Source organism: Sulfuricaulis sp., from assembly GCF_049587675.1.
Classification (GTDB): Bacteria; Pseudomonadota; Gammaproteobacteria; order Acidiferrobacterales; family Sulfurifustaceae; genus Sulfuricaulis.
On sequence record NZ_JBAVEJ010000111.1, the window covers coordinates 1 to 17,185 of the forward strand.

Here is a 17,185-nt window from a genome sequence, read left to right on the forward strand (position 1 = left end):
TGACCATCGGCTTGGCGCGCGATCCGCTCGATTCGATACGCTTGAGAATTCCCGTTTTCTCCTCGTCGTCGAGCGCGTAATGGATTTCCTTGCCCACGTCGATACGGTACAACGGCGGCATGGCGACGCACACGCGGCCGTCCGCCACCAGTGGCCGGAAGTGGCGCACGAACAGCGCGCACAACAGTGTCGCGATGTGCGCGCCGTCGGAATCGGCGTCCGCGAGAATACACACCTTGCCGTAACGCAGGCCCTCGAGATTGCTCGATCCCGGATCGACCCCGAGCGCCACGGCGATATCGTGCACTTCCTGTGAGCCCAACACCTCTGCGGATTCCACTTCCCAGGTGTTCAGAATTTTGCCGCGCAGCGGCATAATCGCCTGAAAATCGCGGTCGCGCGCCTGCTTGGCGGAACCGCCCGCGGAATCGCCTTCCACCAGAAACAGCTCGGTGCGCGACAAGTCCTGGGCCACGCAATCCGCGAGCTTGCCGGGCAGCGCCGGGCCGGTGCCGATTTTCTTGCGCGCGACTTTTTTATCGGCGCGTTGCCGCTCCTGCGCGGATTCGATCGCAAGCGCCGCGATCTTCTCGGCGTCGGCCACGTGCTGGTTGAGCCACAGACTGAAGCTGTCCTTGGCCACGCCCTGCACGAAACTGGCGGCCTCGCGCGAAGTCAGCCGTTCCTTGGTCTGCCCCGAAAACTGCGGGTCGCGCATCTTGAGCGAAAACACGTAGCTCGACTTGCCCCAGATGTCCTCGGGCGCGAGCTTCACGCCGCGCGGCAGCAGGTCACGGAACTCGCAGAATTCGCGCATGGCGTCGGTGAGCCCGGCGCGGTAACCGTTGATATGCGTGCCGTCCTGCGTGGTCGGAATGAGATTGACGTAGCTTTCCATAATCGGCTCACCGCCCGCCGGCAGCCACACAATCGCCCAGTCCACCTCGCCGTCGTCGCCCTTGTGGTGACCGACGAAGGGTTCGTCGGGAAGATACTCCCAGCCCTCGATCTGGGTCTTGAGGTAATCCTTGAGGCCGTCCTCGTAATGCCACTCCTCGTTATCCTTGGCATCGGCTTCGTTCGTGAAACTGATGTACAGACCCGGACAAAGCACCGCCTTGGCGCGCAATACGTGCTTCAGGCGCGGGACGTGGAACTTTACCGTGTCGAAAAACTGGGCATCGGGCCAGAAACGGATGATGCTGCCGGTGACGCTTTTTTGCGCCTTGCCCACCGCCTTCAATTCCGATGTCTTCTGCCCGTCGGCATAGGACATGCGGTATTCCTTGCCGTCGCGTCGCACCGTGACTTCGAGTTTGTGCGACAGCGCATTGACCACCGAAACGCCCACGCCGTGCAAACCGCCGGAGTAGGTGTAATTCTTGTTCGAGAACTTGCCACCCGCGTGCAGGCGCGTGAGGATCACCTCGACGCCCGAGACGCCCTCCTCCTTGTGCTTGTCCACCGGCATGCCACGGCCGTTGTCCGCGACCGAGAGCGAGCCGTCGGCGTGCAGCGTGACGTCGATCGCGCTGCAATGACCGACGATGGCCTCGTCCACGCTGTTGTCGACCACTTCCTGGGCGAGATGGTTCGGTCGGTCAGTCTGCGTGTACATACCCGGACGGCGGCGCACCGGCTCGAGGCCGGTCAGGACTTCAATGGCGGAGGAATCGTAGACGGCGCTCATGATGAAAAATTATTCATAAAAATACATCAGGGATTATTTTGCAACTGGCGCCGCAGGTCTTCCGGCGAGGGCGCAGACTTCTGCGCATCGCAGATATAGCGGCGGTAAATTACATCGCGAAAGGCATTGATCTCCGATCGCGGGACCGTCTGCCACTGGGGATTCGCCACCGGCGACCATGTGTGTTGAGAAGTGCCAATGGCGTAGGTCTTGTATTGCCGCGTGTCGCAACGGTATCCGTCGTAGAACACGCTGCGCGCGCCGGAAGGACTTTCCACGATGAGCGCGAATCGCGCGACAAGGTCCGGGGCGCGCGAAATGGATTTACCGTCTATGTATATCTTCAGCGTGTCGGTGCTGTTCATAGCCACCGGCAACAGATCGCGATCCTCGGGATAAGGCGGGAGTACGACGGCGCTCTCCTTCCATTTCTCGGTGTATTTTTCATCAAAGGAGAATTCGCTCGGCTCGTCTCCATAGATGTCTTTCTTGGCGAGCACGGGATGGGACACGATAGCGAACGCCAAGGCCAGCAGCGGAAGGCTGATGGCAAATCGGCGGCATCCGATCCGTAAAGCTGAAATCCGGGAGGTCCCTCGCATCGGGCGCGCAGTATACAGCAGATACGCGCGATGCACGAGGCGCGTGATCAGCCGCGAACGGCCGATCACGCATGCGCACGGCGCAATTCAGCTCGACAAATCCCGCGCCAGGGAATCGCGCGTGGCCGCCGGGATCGGGTCGACCACATGGGTGTAGGCTGGATGATCGATGCCCATGGCGACCTCCGTACCCTGCTTGACGGCCTTGACCATCTCGGGGGCAAGTTCAAAACGCATGAAATGCACGGCGGAGGTTTTTTCCTCATCTTCGCGTTCCAGGTCCTCGTCCACATGCGGGCGTACCGGTTCGAAACCCGCGACTCGGACCCAAACCCGGTTTTCAACGCCTTTCAGACGCTTCAAAGCCTCGCGGCGTTCTTCTACCTCCGGGAACTCGACCATGAAAGTCGCCTTCCAATTACTGCCGTCCGGGATGAGCGGATTGTAGGCGGCGAGCTCGTCGTTGATGCCCTCGGCCTCGAAAATGCGCTCGATGCGCAGCATCTCCTGCACCTGATACTGCATGGTCAGCCGGTCCTCAAAATAAAGCGTGGCGTTCGGGCCGATGGCCACCTGGCGGTGCTGCTTGTGCGCCATGACCTCGGCGCGCAGTCGGGGCCGAAGCTCGGCGTATTTCTCGAGCGGATAGAGGTCGTCGCGCGTCAGCTTTTTCATGGCGTTGCTCTCGCTGAGTAGGCCGGAAATTTGATTTAGCATTGACTCACTCCTTGCTCTTGTGTTCAAGGCCGGTGATGGGTTTTTTGGTGAACAGGTAATCCCGCAGCTCCTTGGAGAATCTCTTGTCGTGGCGGCGTATCCACTCGAGCACCATCGCGGCATGCTCCTTTTCCTCGTCTCGGTTGTGCGCCAGGATGGCACGCAGTTCCACATCCTGACAGGCATCGACCCGCTGGTTATACCAGTCCACCGCTTCCAATTCTTCCATCAACGACACGATGGCGCGGTGCATGTCCCGGGTTTCTTCGGATAGATCTTCAATTGCTTCGTGATAACCCTCGTTTGCCATGATGTTTTTTCCTCGTAATCAGATTCCATAGGCCAAGCGTAACAAGGTTAGCGGGTGTTCCGGCTTTTTATCGCTCTGTAATCCGTTCTCGATCTGATGTCCGGCCATGGGGCAATCGCTCGAATAATGGTCGGGGTTCGCCTGCTGCACGCGATTCACCACGGGACGGCAGATCTTCATCGAGGCGTCATGGAACTCGCTCTTCACCGCATAGGTGCCGTCATGGCCGGAACAGCGCTCGATTGTCTCGATCTTGGTGCCGGCGACGAGGTTCAGCATCTCGCGGGTTTTCAGGCCGATGTTCTGCACGCGCAAATGGCATGGTACATGGTAAGCAATGGTGCCGAGTTCTTTCTTGAAATCGGTTTTCACTTTCCCTTCCTTGTGGCGCAACATGAGATATTCGAAAGGATCGAAGATCGCCTGCTTGACCTTGGCGACATCGGGATCGTCGGGAAACATGAGCGGCAGTTCCTGCTTGAACATGAGCACGCAGGACGGCACCGGCGCAACGATATCCCAGCCTTCGTTCACGAGCTTCGCCAGCACAGGAATATTCGCTTCCTTGGCGCGCGCCACGGCCTCGAGATCGCCCAGTTCGAGCTTGGGCATGCCGCAGCATTTCTCCTTCTCGGCGAGCGTCACCGGAATACCGTTATGTTCGAACACGGCGATCAGGTCTTCGCCGATATGCGGCTCGTTGTAATTGCCATAACAGGTGGCAAACAGCGCGACCCGGCCGCGCGTGCGTCCGGCCGGGGTGGCGGTAATGCCATTGCCCTTCCGGTGTTTGGTGCGCTTGCGCAGGGTCTTGCTGTGATATTCGGGGAGCAGTGCCTTGGGATGCACGCCCAGCGTTTTATCCAGAACCTTGCGCAAGACACCGGATTTGTTCGCGGCGTTCACCGCCTGTACCACCACCGGGATGCCGGCGAGTCTGCCGACCAGATCGGTGTTTGTAAGCAGTCTGTCGCGTTTCTTCACGTCACCCTTTTTAAACTTCACCGCCTTGGCGCGCAGCAAGAGGTGCGGGAAATCCACGTTCCATTCATGCGGCGGAACGTACGGACACTTGGTCATGAAACACAAATCGCAAAGATAACAATGATCGACGACCTGCCAGTAGTCCTGCTTCTTGACCCCGTCGACTTCCATCGTGGGCGAGTTGTCCACCAGGTCGAACAACGTGGGAAAGGCCTGACACAAACTGACGCAGCGGCGGCAACCATGGCAGATGTCGAAGACGCGCTCGAGCTCTTTCATCAGCGCCTTTTCGTCGTAAAACGCGGGCTGCTTCCAGTCGAGCGGATGGCGCGTCGGCGCCTTGAGACTACCTTCGCGTTGGCCTTCAGTCGGTTGGCTCATGGTCGAATCTGTATGACGATAAATTCAGGATATCTTCCTTTTTATGGCTGCGACCAGCTTTGACCGCCATCAAACGCGGCCAGGAAGAATGAAGCGACGGGCGGGTACACCCGAACCCGTCGCTCATGGCTGACGATTTACTTGCCGAGAGTGTCCAGGGCCTTCTGGAACCGGTTGGCATGCGAGCGCTCAGCTTTGGCCAGCGTCTCGAACCAGTCGGCGATTTCGGCAAAACCCTCGTCGCGCGCGGCCTTGGCCATGCCCGGGTACATATCGGTATACTCGTGGGTCTCACCGGCAATGGCTGCCTTCAGGTTGTCGGAAGTGACGCCGATCGGGAGGCCGGTGGCCGGGTCGCCGCATTGCTCGAGATACTCGAGATGCCCGTGGGCGTGGCCGGTTTCACCTTCGGCGGTGGAGCGGAATACGGCGGACACATCGTTGTATCCCTCTACGTCAGCCTTAGCAGCAAAATACAGATAGCGGCGGTTGGCCTGGGATTCACCGGCGAAAGCGGCCTTTAGGTTGTTTTCGGTCTTGCTTCCTTTCAGTTTTGACATGATTGACTCCTCGTTGACAGGCAGTTAACAGTAACATTATGAATCTAAAAATTATTTCAATCGAACGATTCGATTTAGAACAATTCTAAATAAGTTAAAAACCCTTGTCAACCGCGGACTTTCCCAGCTGGCCAATTCAATGGAGATTAGGTGGAATGTAGCTATTCTTAGATTCAGGCGTCGCATAGACCATTTACTGTGCTGGCCACAACCCAGGCACCATTATCCCGGCAAAGAATTAGCGAGGGCAGGCAGCACGAAAGGTCGGTAAAAAATTGAGACCGCATCGTTCCGGCGCAGGAATTTGAATGCGAACTTCAAAAAGCGCAGGGACCAGGAGGAAAAATGATTTGGCGCAGCAGAATATCTAAACTATATTTGATTGACCCGGCGCAAAAGCAGTGACGCTTACCTAGATTTCCACATCATGGCAACCGCAAGCACAGCGACGAATCTGAGTGGCCTGGCGCTGAGGCTGGTACGCGACAACCTCCTGAGCCCGACAGACGCCGAGCGCATCCAGGCGGAGGCGCTCAGCAAGAAAACCTCCTTCGTCACGCAACTGGTCGAAAGCAAGAAACTCGACAGCGCCACCATCGCCAAGGTGGCGTCGGAAGATTTCGGCATTCCGCTGTTCGAAATCAATTCACTCGATCTGGAGATGGCGCCGGTCAAGCTGGTGGATGAAAAGATCATCCGCCGACATCGCATTCTGCCATTATTCAAACGCGGGACAAGACTTTTCGTCGCCGTCTCCGATCCCACAAATCTCCAGGCACTGGATGAAATTAAGTTCCATACGGGCCTTGGCACCGAACCGATTCTGGTCGAAGAAGCCAAGCTCGCTGTCATCATCGAGAAGTCGCTGGACGCCCAGGACACCAGCCTTGCCGATCTGGCGGGTGATGACAGCCTGGATAATCTCGAAATCATCGCCGGCGAGGAAGACAAGGAAGGTGGAAGCGCCGCCGGCGAGGAAGGCGTTAACGATGCCCCGGTCGTCAAGTTCGTCAACAAAGTGCTGATGGATGCCATCAACCGCGGCGCCTCGGATATACATATCGAGCCGTACGAAAAAACCTATCGCGTGCGTTATCGCCAGGACGGCATGCTGACTGAGATCGCTAATCCTCCGCTGGCAATGTCCGCGCGTATTGCCGCGCGCCTGAAAATTCTTTCCAGGCTCGATATTGCCGAGCGCCGCGTCCCCCAGGACGGACGCATGAAGATGCGCATCTCGAAGAATCGCGCGATCGACTTTCGCGTCAGCACGCTGCCGACCCTATGGGGCGAGAAGATTGTTATGCGTATTCTTGACCCGACTTCCGCCACACTGGGCGTGGAAAAACTCGGGTTTGAGGATTTCCAGAAACAACTTTTTCTTGAGGCCATTAACCGCCCATACGGCATGGTGCTCGTCACCGGTCCGACGGGTAGCGGTAAAACCGTTACGCTTTATACCGGGCTGAATATTCTCAATACACCGGACAACAACATCTCCACTGCGGAAGACCCGGTGGAAATTAACCTGGCGGGCATCAATCAGGTCAATATCAATGAAAAGGCGGGGCTCAACTTTGCCTCGGCATTACGCGCTTTCCTGCGCCAGGATCCGGACATCATCATGGTCGGTGAAATCCGCGACCTCGAGACGGCCGAAATCGCCATCAAGGCGGCGCAGACGGGCCACATGGTGCTTTCCACTTTGCATACGAATGATGCACCCTCAACCCTTACTCGTCTCGCTAATATGGGTGTGCCACCTTTTAATATCGCCTCGGCCGTCAATCTGATCATGGCTCAGCGCCTGGCGCGGCGTCTGTGCCAGCATTGCAAGAAACCGATTGATATTCCCAAACATGCCCTGCTCAAAGCCGGGTTCAGGGAAGAAGATCTGAATGGCTTGGTGATTCACGGCGCCGTCGGCTGTGATGTCTGCAATGGCGGCTATAAGGGACGAGTCGGCATCTATCAGGTCATGCCGGTTACTCCCGCCATCGGCGAGATCATCATGCGCGGTGGCAACCAGCTGGACATCCAGAAGCAGGCGGAGAAAGAAGGTGTTCCCGACTTGCGCCGGTCGGGTCTGAAAAAGGTCAAGGACGGCGTTACCACGCTGGATGAAGTCGAACGGGCAACCAACGAGTAAACTATGGCAGAAGCTGCGATCAAGAAACCGAAGTACGATGCCTTCCTCTGGGAAGGCATCGATAAACAGGGAAAGAAAGTCAAAGGCATCATGGAGGCGGCCAGCGTCGCCTATGTGAACGCCACGCTCCGTCGCCAGGGTGTCAATCCCGTCAAGGTAGCCAAACAGCGCAAGAGCGCCTTCAAGTTCAAAAAGAAGGTCACGTCCAAGGACATTTCAGTATTCACCCGCCAACTCGCTACCATGCTGATGTCGGGCATTCCCATCGCCCAGTCCTTCGATATCGTCGGCAAGGGACATGAAAATCCTGCAATGCAGGAAATCATCCTGTCCATCAAACAGGACATAGAATCGGGTACGGCGCTGGCCCCAGCGCTGGGAAAATATCCTCTCTACTTCGATGCCTTGTATTGCAACCTGGTGCAGGCAGGTGAACAGGCGGGTATCCTGGACGGCATCCTCGATAAGGTCGCCACGTATAAGGAAAAGATCGAAGCCATCAAGGGGAAAATCAAATCGGCGCTTTTCTACCCGGCGGCTGTCGTTGTTGTCGCATTTATCATTACCGCCGTTTTGCTGGTATTCGTTATCCCGCAATTCGAGAGCCTGTTTGCTGGATTCGGCGCCGATCTGCCGGCCTTGACCAAGATGGTCATCGAACTCTCCAGAGCATTCACAGATTGGTGGTGGGCCATAATCGGATCGATTGTCGGTACCGTGGTGTTCCTTAGTTACTCGTACAAACGTTCGTTAAAAATGCAGCACAGTCTCGACCGTGCCCTGCTGAAATTTCCAGTGATCGGCGAGATCGTCAAGAAGGCCACCATCGCCCGGTTCTCACGCACGCTGGCGACCATGTTCGCCGCAGGCGTGCCACTCGTCGAGGCGCTCGATTCCGTCGCCGGTGCATCGGGCAACCGCGTCTATTATGAAGGCACCATGGCCATCAAATCCGACGTGAGCACCGGCATGCAGCTGCAATCGTCGATGAACGCCACGGGACTTTTTCCCAACATGGTGGTGCAAATGGTCGCCATCGGTGAGGAATCCGGTGAACTCGACAAGATGCTCAGCAAGGTGGCCGACTTTTATGAAGCGGAAGTTGACGATGCCGTGGCGGGACTGTCCAGCCTGCTAGAACCGATTATCATGGCGTTCCTGGGCATCGTGATCGGCGGTCTGGTCATCGCCATGTACCTGCCGATCTTTAAGCTTGCGGCCACTGTTTAATCCCGGCCAAGGGTGCCGCTGCTTGCTGGCTTTCGGGCATAATGCCGCCCGATGAACGACTTGTCCGCTTTCTTCGCCAATTATCCCGCGGCTATTCCCTGGATGGCTGGCCTGTTCGGACTGGCCATCGGTAGTTTCCTGAACGTCGTCGTCCATCGACTGCCCGTGATGCTCGAGCGTCGCTGGCAAAGCCAGTGCCGTGAACTTCTCAATCCGAATCAGCCGCCGGCCGATGCTTCCAATCGCTTTGATCTCATCGTGCCCCGTTCACGCTGTCCGCACTGCGACCATGCGATCACGGCGCTGGAAAACATCCCCGTTCTGAGTTTTCTCTGGCTGCGGGGGAAATGCTCCGCCTGCCGCAAGCCCATTTCCTGGCGCTACCCTCTCGTCGAACTTCTGACCGGCTGTCTTTCGGTATTGGTGGCGTGGCGATTCGGATTTAGTCTTGCCGCACTGGCCGGCCTGGCCCTCACCTGGAGCCTGATTGCACTCACCTTCATTGACGTTGACCGGCAACTCCTGCCCGATGACCTTACACTGCCGTTGTTATGGGCAGGACTGCTATTCAATATCTTCGCCGTTTTCGTGCCCTTGTCCTCAGCAGTCATTGGCGCCATAGCCGGTTACGTCTCCCTCTGGCTGGTGTATCAACTTTTCAAGTTGACGACGGGTAAGGAGGGTATGGGTTATGGTGATTTCAAGCTCTTTGCTGTCTTGGGTGCGTGGCTGGGATGGCAGAGCCTGCCCCTGATAATTTTGCTGGCCTCGCTGGTGGGCGCTGTAGTGGGAATCAGCTTCATTGTGTTTTTCGGCCATGATCGCCGCATGCCGATTCCCTTTGGTCCGTTTCTGTGCGCCGCTGGCTGGATCGCTCTCCTGTGGGGTGAGCCGCTGACCCGTCTCTATCTACAATTTGCACGGATTGCCGTCTGAGGGCTGGCCCCATGCTGCGGATTGGCCTTACCGGTGGCATTGGCAGCGGAAAATCAACGGTTGCGTCGCTCCTGACTATGCGTGGCGTTCCGGTCATCGACACCGACGAAATCGCGCATCACCTGACCGAACCCGGACAACCAGCTTGCGACGAAATCGTCCGCATCTTTGGGCAGGATATTCTCGATGCCACTCACAAATTAGACCGGAACAAATTGCGCGATCGGGTTTTCGAGAATGCCTGGGAACGTCAGCGGCTTGAGGCGATCCTGCATCCGCGCATCCGCGAAGTGGTCCGCGAAAGACTGGATGTACTTCACGCGCCCTACTGCATCCTCGTAGTACCGCTGCTGATCGAATCCGGGTTCATCGATCTCGTGGATCGGGTTCTGGTTGTAGACGCCTCGGAAAGCGTGCAGATTCAGCGCGCAGCAGCGCGCAGCGGGTTGACTGAACTTGAGATCCGTAAAATCATGGCCGCCCAGGTGAGTCGCGCGCAACGTATACAAAAGGCCAATGACGTGATCGACAACAATGGTGATCGCAAACATCTCGAAAAAGAAGTTGAACGCCTGCACCAGTGGTATCTCTCTCTGGCGGCAACCGTGAAGAAAAACTAGTTCGAGGAAAGAGCGGTAACGGCCTGCTCGATCGAATTCGCACCCCAGATCTGGCTGACCATCGCCAATCCCTGCGCACCCGCTTGGCGCGCCCGCGCGAGGTCCTGGACGCGCATGCCTCCCAGGGCATACACCGGCAGGTTCACGTCCGCGCACATCCGGGAAAAGGCCTCCCAACCGAGCGGTGCCGCACCGGGATGCGAGGAGGTCGGCGACACCGGCGATAGCACCGCGAAATCCGCCCCCACTCGCTCCGCCTGATGCAGCTCCTCGGCATTGTGGCAGGAAGCGCCGATCCAGAAATGATCATCGAGAGGACGCGATGCGTATTGCGCCAGACGCTTGCCGTTCAGATGCGCTCCGTCGGCATCACAGCGCGACACCCATTCCGGTTCAGCATTGAGCAGCAATTGGGCGCCATGACGATGGCACAGACCGGCGATCAGCCTGGCATAATCTTCGAATTCATCGGGCGGCATGTGCGGTTCACGCAGCTGGACCAGCCGTGCTCCCGCCTTCAACGCGCACTCCAGCGGCGCAAGAAATCCATCCTTCCCGAATCGCCGTGAATCGCTGATGAGATAAAGCGGTGGCAGCCAGAGTCGGCGCAGGATCGGCCGGTCAGCTTCGGGGAAATCCAGCTGGGGAAGCTCGGCGCAGGAAAGCCATTTGGCTTCCTGGCCTTCGCGCCCATGCGGTGTGCCCTGGTAGCGGGAAATACGCCAGACATCGAGCAGGACATGTCGGTCATGGTATTCATGCCGAACTTGCATGTAGGCACGGGCGTCTTGCACCTCGATACCCAGTTCCTCCCTGAGTTCGCGTTTCAATGCCGATAGTGTATTTTCACCCGGTTCGATCTTGCCGCCGGGGAATTCCCATTTTCCACCCTGATGACTGTCGGGGAACCGCCGGGTGACAAATACCTTGCCGTCTTGCGCGAGGATACCGACCGCGACGCGCAGCAGTGAACTAGCTCCGGTACTCGGCGTTGATTCGGACATAATCGTGCGAAAGATCCGATGTCCAGACGCGTGCCGAGGCATATCCAACGCCCAAGTCCACTCCGATACGGATTTCCGGAAGCCGCATGACAGCGAGCCCCTTGGCTTCGGTGTAATCGACATCGAGGGCGCCGTTAAGTACGACACGCAGCTCGTTGAGATGAATTGCCACCTTGCTGACATCGAGTAGCGCGATCGGCGCACGCCCGATGGCCGCGAGGATGCGGCCCCAGTTGGGGTCGCTGGCAAAAAATGCCGTCTTCACCAGTGGCGAATGAGCGATAGTATAGGCCACCTCAAGACAGTCGGATTCGCTGTGCCCGCCACGTACTTCAATCGTGATGAATTTGGTCGCACCCTCCGCGTCGCGCACGATAGCCTGCGCGAGCTCCGTGAACACCTCGGTAACGGCATGCAGGAGAGCCGCATGGGCTTCGCCTTCCGCATGATCGATCACGGGATTTCCCGCAGCGCCGGTCGCCAGCAGCACACAGGCATCGTTGGTGGAAGTATCGCCGTCCACGGTAATGCGATTGAATGACTCATTGGCCGCCGCGGAAACACAGGCCTGGAGAACTGTCGGGGTCACGTCGGCATCGGTGGCGACAAAAGCCAACAGGGTAGCCATGTCAGGCCGAATCATGCCAGCACCCTTGGCAATGCCGGTCACTGTCACCGTGCGCGAACCGAGGCGGATCTTGCGCGAACACCCCTTGGGCACGGTGTCGGTGGTCATGATGCCGTGCGCCGCTTCCGCCCAGCCGTTTTCATTGAGAGCAGCTTGGCAGAACGGAAGAGCGGCGATGATCCGTTCCCGCGGAAAACGCTCGCCGATAACGCCCGTTGAAAAGGGCAGGATTTCTTCGGATCGACAGCCGATCTGCATGGCCAGGGCTGCGCAACAGGCACGCGCATCCTCGAGGCCCGGTTCACCGGTGCCGGCGTTGGCAAAGCCGGTATTGATGAGCAGCGCGCGCGGGGCAGCTTTGGCGAGATGTTCGCGTGCCACGATGACGGGCGCGGCACAGAAGCGGTTCTTGGTAAAAACGGCGGCGGCATGCGTGCCCGGTGCGCACTCGATCAGCACCAGATCGCGCCGGTCTTTCTTGCGGATGCCGGCGGCGACTGTGCCAAGACGTATGCCGGCAACCGATCCAAGGGAGGGTAAACCGTGTAAGCCAACCGCCATGGGTCAGGCCAGTTTGCCGTGGCAGTGCTTGTACTTCTTCCCGGAACCGCAGGGACAAGGCTCGTTGCGCCCAACTTTGGGCTGGCGGCGCGTCATCGGCTTCTGCGCGGCAGCCTCGCCCACGGCGTCATCGCCCTCTTCCGGCTGCCCACCCGTATCGAGCGAGGGGTGGACGAAATGCATTTCCTGGGGCTGGCGATTCTGACTTTCCAGTGCCTCAACATCCTGCGGCGCCTGCACCTGAACGTGGGCCAGAAGATTGATCACGTCATGCCGAATGCGAGTCAGCATGTCGGAGAAAAGTACGAATGACTCGCGCTTGTACTCTTCCTTCGGGTTCTTCTGGGCATAACCGCGCAGGTGAATGCCCTGGCGCAAATAATCCATGGCCGCGAGATGATCCTTCCATTGCGTGTCCAGCACCTGCAACATGACCGCCTTTTCAAGGTGGCGCATGACATCAGGCCCGATGGCTAGCGCCTTTTCGGCGTGGCGGCGATCAGCCTCGCTGATAATACGGGCACGAAGCTTTTCCTCGTCCAAGCCCGTCTCCTCCTTGAGCCACCGGGCAACGGGCAGTTTCAATCCGAACTCGCGCTCGAGACTTTCCTCCAGCCCGGACACGTCCCACTGTTCCTCCAGGCTCTCCGGGGGAATATGCTGATTCATCAGCTCGTTGACGACATCAAGACGAATCGAAGTAATGCTCTCGGAAATATCGTCCACGTTCATGAGCCGGTTGCGCTGTTCGTAGATCACCTTGCGCTGGTCGTTCGCCACGTCGTCGTATTCGAGTAGTTGTTTGCGAATATCGAAGTTACGTCCCTCGACCTTGCGCTGGGCATTCTCAATCGCGCGCGATACCCAAGGGTGCTCGATCGCCTCACCCTTTTGCATGCCCAGCTTCTGCATGAGACCGGAAAGCCGGTCACTGCCGAAGATGCGCAGCAGATTGTCTTCCAGCGAAAGATAAAAACGCGAGGAACCGGGATCGCCCTGGCGCCCGGAACGGCCGCGCAGTTGGTTGTCGATGCGCCGCGACTCATGACGCTCGGTACCGATCACGTGCAATCCGCCTGCGGCCACGACTTGCTCGTGTCGCTTGTCCCAATCGGTCCGTGCCTGCTGCCGCTTGGGGGAATCATCGCCGATTTCCTTGAGCTCCATCTCGAGATTGCCGCCAAGCACGATATCGGTGCCACGGCCGGCCATGTTGGTGGCGATGGTAACAGCCCCGGGACGGCCGGCCTGTGCCACGATCATCGCTTCACGCTCGTGGTGTTTGGCATTCAATACCTGATGGGGAATCTTTTCGTTCTGCAGCAGGCCCGAAAGCAGCTCCGAGGCTTCGATAGTCACGGTGCCGACCAGCACCGGCTGGCCGCGCTGATGACAATCGTGGATATCGACCAGGATCGCCGTGTGTTTTTCCCCGGCCGTGCGGTATATCTGATCAGCCATGTCCTGGCGGATCATGGGATGATGGGTCGGTATCACCACGACCTCGAGGCCGTAGATCTGATGGAACTCAAAGGCTTCGGTGTCGGCGGTGCCGGTCATGCCGGCAAGCTTGCCGTATAACCTGAAATAATTCTGGAAGGTAATCGTGGCAAGCGTCTGATTTTCGTTCTGGATCTTCACGCCTTCCTTCGCTTCCACGGCCTGGTGCAAGCCATCCGACCAGCGCCGTCCCTGCATCATGCGCCCGGTGAACTCGTCGATGATGACCACCTCGTCGTCACGCACGATGTAATCCACCTCGCGTTTGAACAGGGAATGCGCACGCAACGCGGCGTTAAGGTGGTGCATCAGAATCAGATTGGAGGCATCGTAGAGACTTGAACCCGGTTCCAGCAGACCAGCCTGGGCCAGGAGTTTCTCGACCTTCTCGTGTCCAGCCTCGGTGAAGTAGGCCTGGCGCGCCTTTTCGTCCACGCTGTAATCCCCTGGACCATTCTCCGTCTCCTGCTTGATAAGACGGGGAATAATCGTGTTGACCTTGACGTACAAATCGGCACTTTCATCGGCGGCCCCGGAGATAATCAGTGGCGTGCGTGCCTCGTCGATCAGAATCGAGTCCACTTCATCCACGATGGCGTAGTTGACGCCGCGTTGTACACGCTCTTCGGCGCGAAATGCCATGTTGTCACGCAGATAATCAAAGCCGTATTCGTTGTTAGTGCCGTAGGTGATATCAGCGGCATAGGCATCACGTTTTTCCTGGCGGTCCTGACCCGGAACTACGACGCCCACGCTCATGCCCAGAAACCGGTAAATCTGACCCATCCATTCGGCGTCGCGACGCGCCAGATAGTCATTGACGGTCACCACGTGTACGCCTTTGCTGGAAAGGGCGTTCAAATACACGGCGAGCGTGGCCACGAGCGTCTTGCCTTCACCGGTGCGCATTTCCGCGATCTTGCCTTGATGCAACACCATTCCACCGATCAGCTGCACGTCGAAGTGACGCATGCCCAGCGTGCGCTTGGACGCCTCGCGCACGCAAGCGAAGGCTTCGTCCAGCAGGCTGTCCAGGCTTTCGCCATTCGACACGCGGGTTTTGAATTCGGAAGTCTTGGCGCGCAGTTGCTCGTCGGTGAGCTTGGCAAGCTCGGGCTCGAGCGCATTGATACGTACTACATCCTGCTGCATGCGCTTGAGCAGACGCGAGTTTCGACTGCCGAATATCTTGGTAAGCGCTTTCGTAATCATAAAAATCCGTGCGCCTCGCGCGGAGGCGTATCAAAAGAGCGGCAATTATGGAGGAAAAGTGGTGAGACTTGAAGCGTAATACGGCGATGGACTATTTGGCGCTGGCCTGCTGGAGATACCGCATGGGATTTACCGGAGTGCCATTACGCACGACTTCAAAATGCAAATGGGGACCGGTGGAACGGCCGGAAGAGCCGACGAGGGCGATTGACTGCCCCTTCTTGACACGGTCACCCACTTTGACAAGGGTGGCACTGGTGTGGGCATAGCGCGTGATCAGGCCGGATTCGTGCGTCACCTCGACCAACAGTCCATAGCCTGCTCGCTCCCCGCTGTGCGACACGACCCCGTCACCCACCGCCAGCACGGGTGAACCCATTTGCGAGGCGATATCCACGCCTTCATGCACGGCCTGATGGCCATTGAACGGATCGGCGCGCACGCCAAAACCGGAGGAAATCCATCCGCCATCCACCGGCCACCCGGAGGGGGTCACGGCAGCGTTAAGCTTGCGGTCCAGCAACAGATTTTCGAGAGCGGCCAGGCGCTCCTGCTGGCGTTCGATTTCATGAGTGAGCTGATCGAGCGAAGACGTCAGTTCGGGCGGGTTCGAGGATGCGCTGGCCTTTTCCGGACCACCCATGGCGGCATCGGCGGAAAAATTGAATTCACGTGCATCCAGTCCTGCCATGCGGGTCAGGCGGCTACCGAGCGCATTGAGCCGCAGCACCTGCGCTTGCAACTGACCCAGTCGTTGGGCCAGGGCATTGAGGTGCGCTTCAGCGTTGCGTTTGGCATCGGCGACCACGGTACGTTGCGCCGCCAGTTCGCGGCGTTGCGCCGTCAACAGTGAATCCGCACTGTAGGCGGTCAACATGTCCTGGGCGCGGTAGGCAATAACGCCCAACAATACGGGCAGCGCGACAAAAACAACCATTGCAATCAGAATCAAGTGGCGCTGGGAAAGGGTGGCGTTGCGGCCTTTGCCGTGACGGCTGTTGGGTACAAGTATGATGTTCATGCCGGTCGCTCCCGCCGCACGCCGTTCAGACAGCTGGAACCGTGCGCACGAAGGCAATGGGTGCCTCGTCGTTTTCGTTATAGGTAATGAGTTCCCATGCCTCCTGGTTATTTACCAGTTCGCGCAACAGACGATTATTGAGGGAATGCCCGGACTTGTGAGCGCTGAAGGCGCCGATCAGCGGGTGACCCAAGAGATACAGATCGCCGATGGCATCCAGCACCTTATGCTTGACGAACTCGTCTTCGTAACGCAAACCGTCGTCATTGAGTATCCGGTATTCATCGAGCACGATGGCGTTGTCGAGCCCGCCGCCGCGCGCCAGTCCCGCCGCACGCAACGCCTCGAGATCGCCCATGAAACCGAAAGTGCGTGCACGGCTGACTTCTCTTACAAAAGAGGTTGTGGAAAAGTCGACGCTCGCATTTTGGGTCGAGTTGCGGAACGTGGGATGATTAAATTCGATGGCAAACGATACCTTGAACCCCTCAAACGGTTCGAAACAGGCCCATTTGTCGCCTTCTTCCAGACGGATCTTCTTCTTGATGCGCATGAAACGCTTTGGTGCCGACTGCTCGGCTATGCCCGCCGATTGGACCAGGAATACAAACGGCCCCGCACTGCCGTCCATGATCGGCACTTCCGCGGCCGTCAGGTCAACATAGGCGTTATCGATACCCAGTCCGGCGAATGCCGACATAAGATGCTCCACCGTGGAAACTTTTGCACCGTTATACTCAAGTGTAGTCGAGAGGCGGGTATCGGAGACATTTTCCGGGCACGCACGGATATCCACCGGTTCGGAGAGATCGATGCGTCGGAAAATGATTCCAGTGTCGGATGGTGCCGGTCGCAGAGTCAGATAGACTTTTTCGCCGGTATGCAGCCCTACGCCCGTGGCGCGGATGACATTCTTCAGAGTGCGTTGCTTAATCATCTAGTTGTTCGAACAATCCAAATTTATACAGCGTATCGCGGCTGAATGTCCGCATCTCCGGCAGTGCAGAAAAGAGACTGATGTAATATTTAAGCAACATACAACCCTGCATGTTGCTTAAATGATTCTTTAGAAGCCGGGAG

General features: G+C 57.9%; 15 protein-coding genes. 4 read left to right on the plus strand and 11 right to left on the minus strand.

Going from position 1 to position 17,185, the window contains the following annotated elements:
* The 6 genes from parE to WB402_RS05735 form a co-directional block, all read right to left on the minus strand.
* Positions 1-1,690, minus strand: a 1,690-nt coding sequence (parE, locus tag WB402_RS05710) for a DNA topoisomerase IV subunit B (RefSeq protein WP_424205953.1), incomplete at its 3' end; no start/stop codon positions are given.
* A gap of 26 nt (positions 1,691-1,716) precedes the next feature.
* Positions 1,717-2,202: a CNP1-like family protein gene (locus WB402_RS05715; protein WP_424205954.1), complete on the minus strand. Its 486-nt coding sequence runs from the start codon at positions 2,200-2,202 to the stop codon at positions 1,717-1,719.
* A gap of 177 nt (positions 2,203-2,379) precedes the next feature.
* Positions 2,380-3,009 (minus strand): DUF3501 family protein, encoded by a 630-nt coding sequence (locus tag WB402_RS05720; RefSeq protein WP_424205955.1) that lies wholly within the window; start codon positions 3,007-3,009, stop codon positions 2,380-2,382.
* A 4-nt stretch (positions 3,010-3,013) separates the two neighbouring features.
* Entirely contained in the window at positions 3,014-3,319 is a 306-nt protein-coding gene (locus tag WB402_RS05725; RefSeq protein WP_424205956.1) for an encapsulin-associated ferritin-like protein, read from the minus strand.
* An 18-nt stretch (positions 3,320-3,337) separates the two neighbouring features.
* A complete protein-coding gene (locus WB402_RS05730; RefSeq protein WP_424205957.1) occupies positions 3,338-4,684 on the minus strand; it encodes a heterodisulfide reductase-related iron-sulfur binding cluster in 1,347 nt (448 codons plus the stop codon).
* Positions 4,685-4,821: 137 nt separating this feature from the next.
* Positions 4,822-5,244: a rubrerythrin family protein gene (locus tag WB402_RS05735; RefSeq protein WP_424205958.1), complete on the minus strand. Its 423-nt coding sequence runs from the start codon at positions 5,242-5,244 to the stop codon at positions 4,822-4,824.
* A 427-nt stretch (positions 5,245-5,671) separates the two neighbouring features.
* Between WB402_RS05735 and pilB the strand changes: the two genes are divergently transcribed.
* The 4 genes from pilB to coaE are packed head-to-tail and all read left to right on the plus strand — an operon-like array spanning position 5,672 to position 10,179.
* Entirely contained in the window at positions 5,672-7,393 is a 1,722-nt protein-coding gene (pilB, locus tag WB402_RS05740; protein ID WP_424205959.1) for a type IV-A pilus assembly ATPase PilB, read from the plus strand.
* 3 nt (positions 7,394-7,396) lie between these two features.
* On the plus strand, positions 7,397-8,623 hold the full coding sequence (locus WB402_RS05745; protein ID WP_424205960.1) for a type II secretion system F family protein: 1,227 nt from the start codon (positions 7,397-7,399) through the stop codon (positions 8,621-8,623).
* 51 nt (positions 8,624-8,674) lie between these two features.
* Positions 8,675-9,559 carry a prepilin peptidase gene (locus WB402_RS05750; protein WP_424205961.1) on the plus strand — a complete coding sequence of 295 codons (885 nt, stop codon included), beginning with the start codon at positions 8,675-8,677 and terminating at the stop codon, positions 9,557-9,559.
* An 11-nt stretch (positions 9,560-9,570) separates the two neighbouring features.
* Entirely contained in the window at positions 9,571-10,179 is a 609-nt protein-coding gene (gene coaE / locus WB402_RS05755) for a dephospho-CoA kinase (RefSeq protein ID WP_424205962.1), read from the plus strand.
* Here the strand turns inward: coaE and WB402_RS05760 are convergent.
* The 5 genes from WB402_RS05760 to lpxC all read right to left on the minus strand — a co-directional run bounded on the left by WB402_RS05760 (position 10,176) and on the right by lpxC (position 17,042).
* A complete protein-coding gene (locus WB402_RS05760) occupies positions 10,176-11,183 on the minus strand; it encodes a Nudix family hydrolase (RefSeq protein WP_424205963.1) in 1,008 nt (335 codons plus the stop codon). The two genes, coaE and WB402_RS05760, sit on opposite strands and share 4 nt — an antisense overlap.
* Complete coding sequence (gene argJ, locus WB402_RS05765; RefSeq protein ID WP_424205964.1) at positions 11,152-12,372, minus strand: bifunctional glutamate N-acetyltransferase/amino-acid acetyltransferase ArgJ; 1,221 nt, start codon at positions 12,370-12,372, stop codon at positions 11,152-11,154. The genes WB402_RS05760 and argJ overlap by 32 nt, the downstream gene beginning before the upstream one ends.
* A gap of 3 nt (positions 12,373-12,375) precedes the next feature.
* Positions 12,376-15,084 (minus strand): preprotein translocase subunit SecA, encoded by a 2,709-nt coding sequence (gene secA / locus WB402_RS05770; RefSeq protein ID WP_424205965.1) that lies wholly within the window; start codon positions 15,082-15,084, stop codon positions 12,376-12,378.
* A gap of 91 nt (positions 15,085-15,175) precedes the next feature.
* Complete coding sequence (locus tag WB402_RS05775) at positions 15,176-16,105, minus strand: M23 family metallopeptidase (RefSeq protein WP_424205966.1); 930 nt, start codon at positions 16,103-16,105, stop codon at positions 15,176-15,178.
* 25 nt (positions 16,106-16,130) lie between these two features.
* Positions 16,131-17,042, minus strand: coding sequence for a UDP-3-O-acyl-N-acetylglucosamine deacetylase (lpxC, locus tag WB402_RS05780; protein WP_424205967.1), 912 nt, complete (start codon positions 17,040-17,042; stop codon positions 16,131-16,133).
* Between the last annotated feature and the right edge of the window lie 143 nt (positions 17,043-17,185).

Coding starts and splice junctions, on each gene's coding strand:
- WB402_RS05745 (WP_424205960.1), top strand. CDS start 7,397: ATGGCAGAAGCTGCGATCAAGAAACCGAAGTACGATGCCTTCCTCTGG.
- lpxC (WP_424205967.1), bottom strand. CDS start 17,042: ATGATTAAGCAACGCACTCTGAAGAATGTCATCCGCGCCACGGGCGTA.
- pilB (WP_424205959.1), top strand. CDS start 5,672: ATGGCAACCGCAAGCACAGCGACGAATCTGAGTGGCCTGGCGCTGAGG.
- WB402_RS05730 (WP_424205957.1), bottom strand. CDS start 4,684: ATGAGCCAACCGACTGAAGGCCAACGCGAAGGTAGTCTCAAGGCGCCG.
- WB402_RS05750 (WP_424205961.1), top strand. CDS start 8,675: ATGAACGACTTGTCCGCTTTCTTCGCCAATTATCCCGCGGCTATTCCC.
- WB402_RS05775 (WP_424205966.1), bottom strand. CDS start 16,105: ATGAACATCATACTTGTACCCAACAGCCGTCACGGCAAAGGCCGCAAC.
- coaE (WP_424205962.1), top strand. CDS start 9,571: ATGCTGCGGATTGGCCTTACCGGTGGCATTGGCAGCGGAAAATCAACG.
- WB402_RS05725 (WP_424205956.1), bottom strand. CDS start 3,319: ATGGCAAACGAGGGTTATCACGAAGCAATTGAAGATCTATCCGAAGAA.
- WB402_RS05720 (WP_424205955.1), bottom strand. CDS start 3,009: ATGCTAAATCAAATTTCCGGCCTACTCAGCGAGAGCAACGCCATGAAA.
- WB402_RS05760 (WP_424205963.1), bottom strand. CDS start 11,183: ATGTCCGAATCAACGCCGAGTACCGGAGCTAGTTCACTGCTGCGCGTC.
- secA (WP_424205965.1), bottom strand. CDS start 15,084: ATGATTACGAAAGCGCTTACCAAGATATTCGGCAGTCGAAACTCGCGT.
- WB402_RS05735 (WP_424205958.1), bottom strand. CDS start 5,244: ATGTCAAAACTGAAAGGAAGCAAGACCGAAAACAACCTAAAGGCCGCT.
- argJ (WP_424205964.1), bottom strand. CDS start 12,372: ATGGCGGTTGGCTTACACGGTTTACCCTCCCTTGGATCGGTTGCCGGC.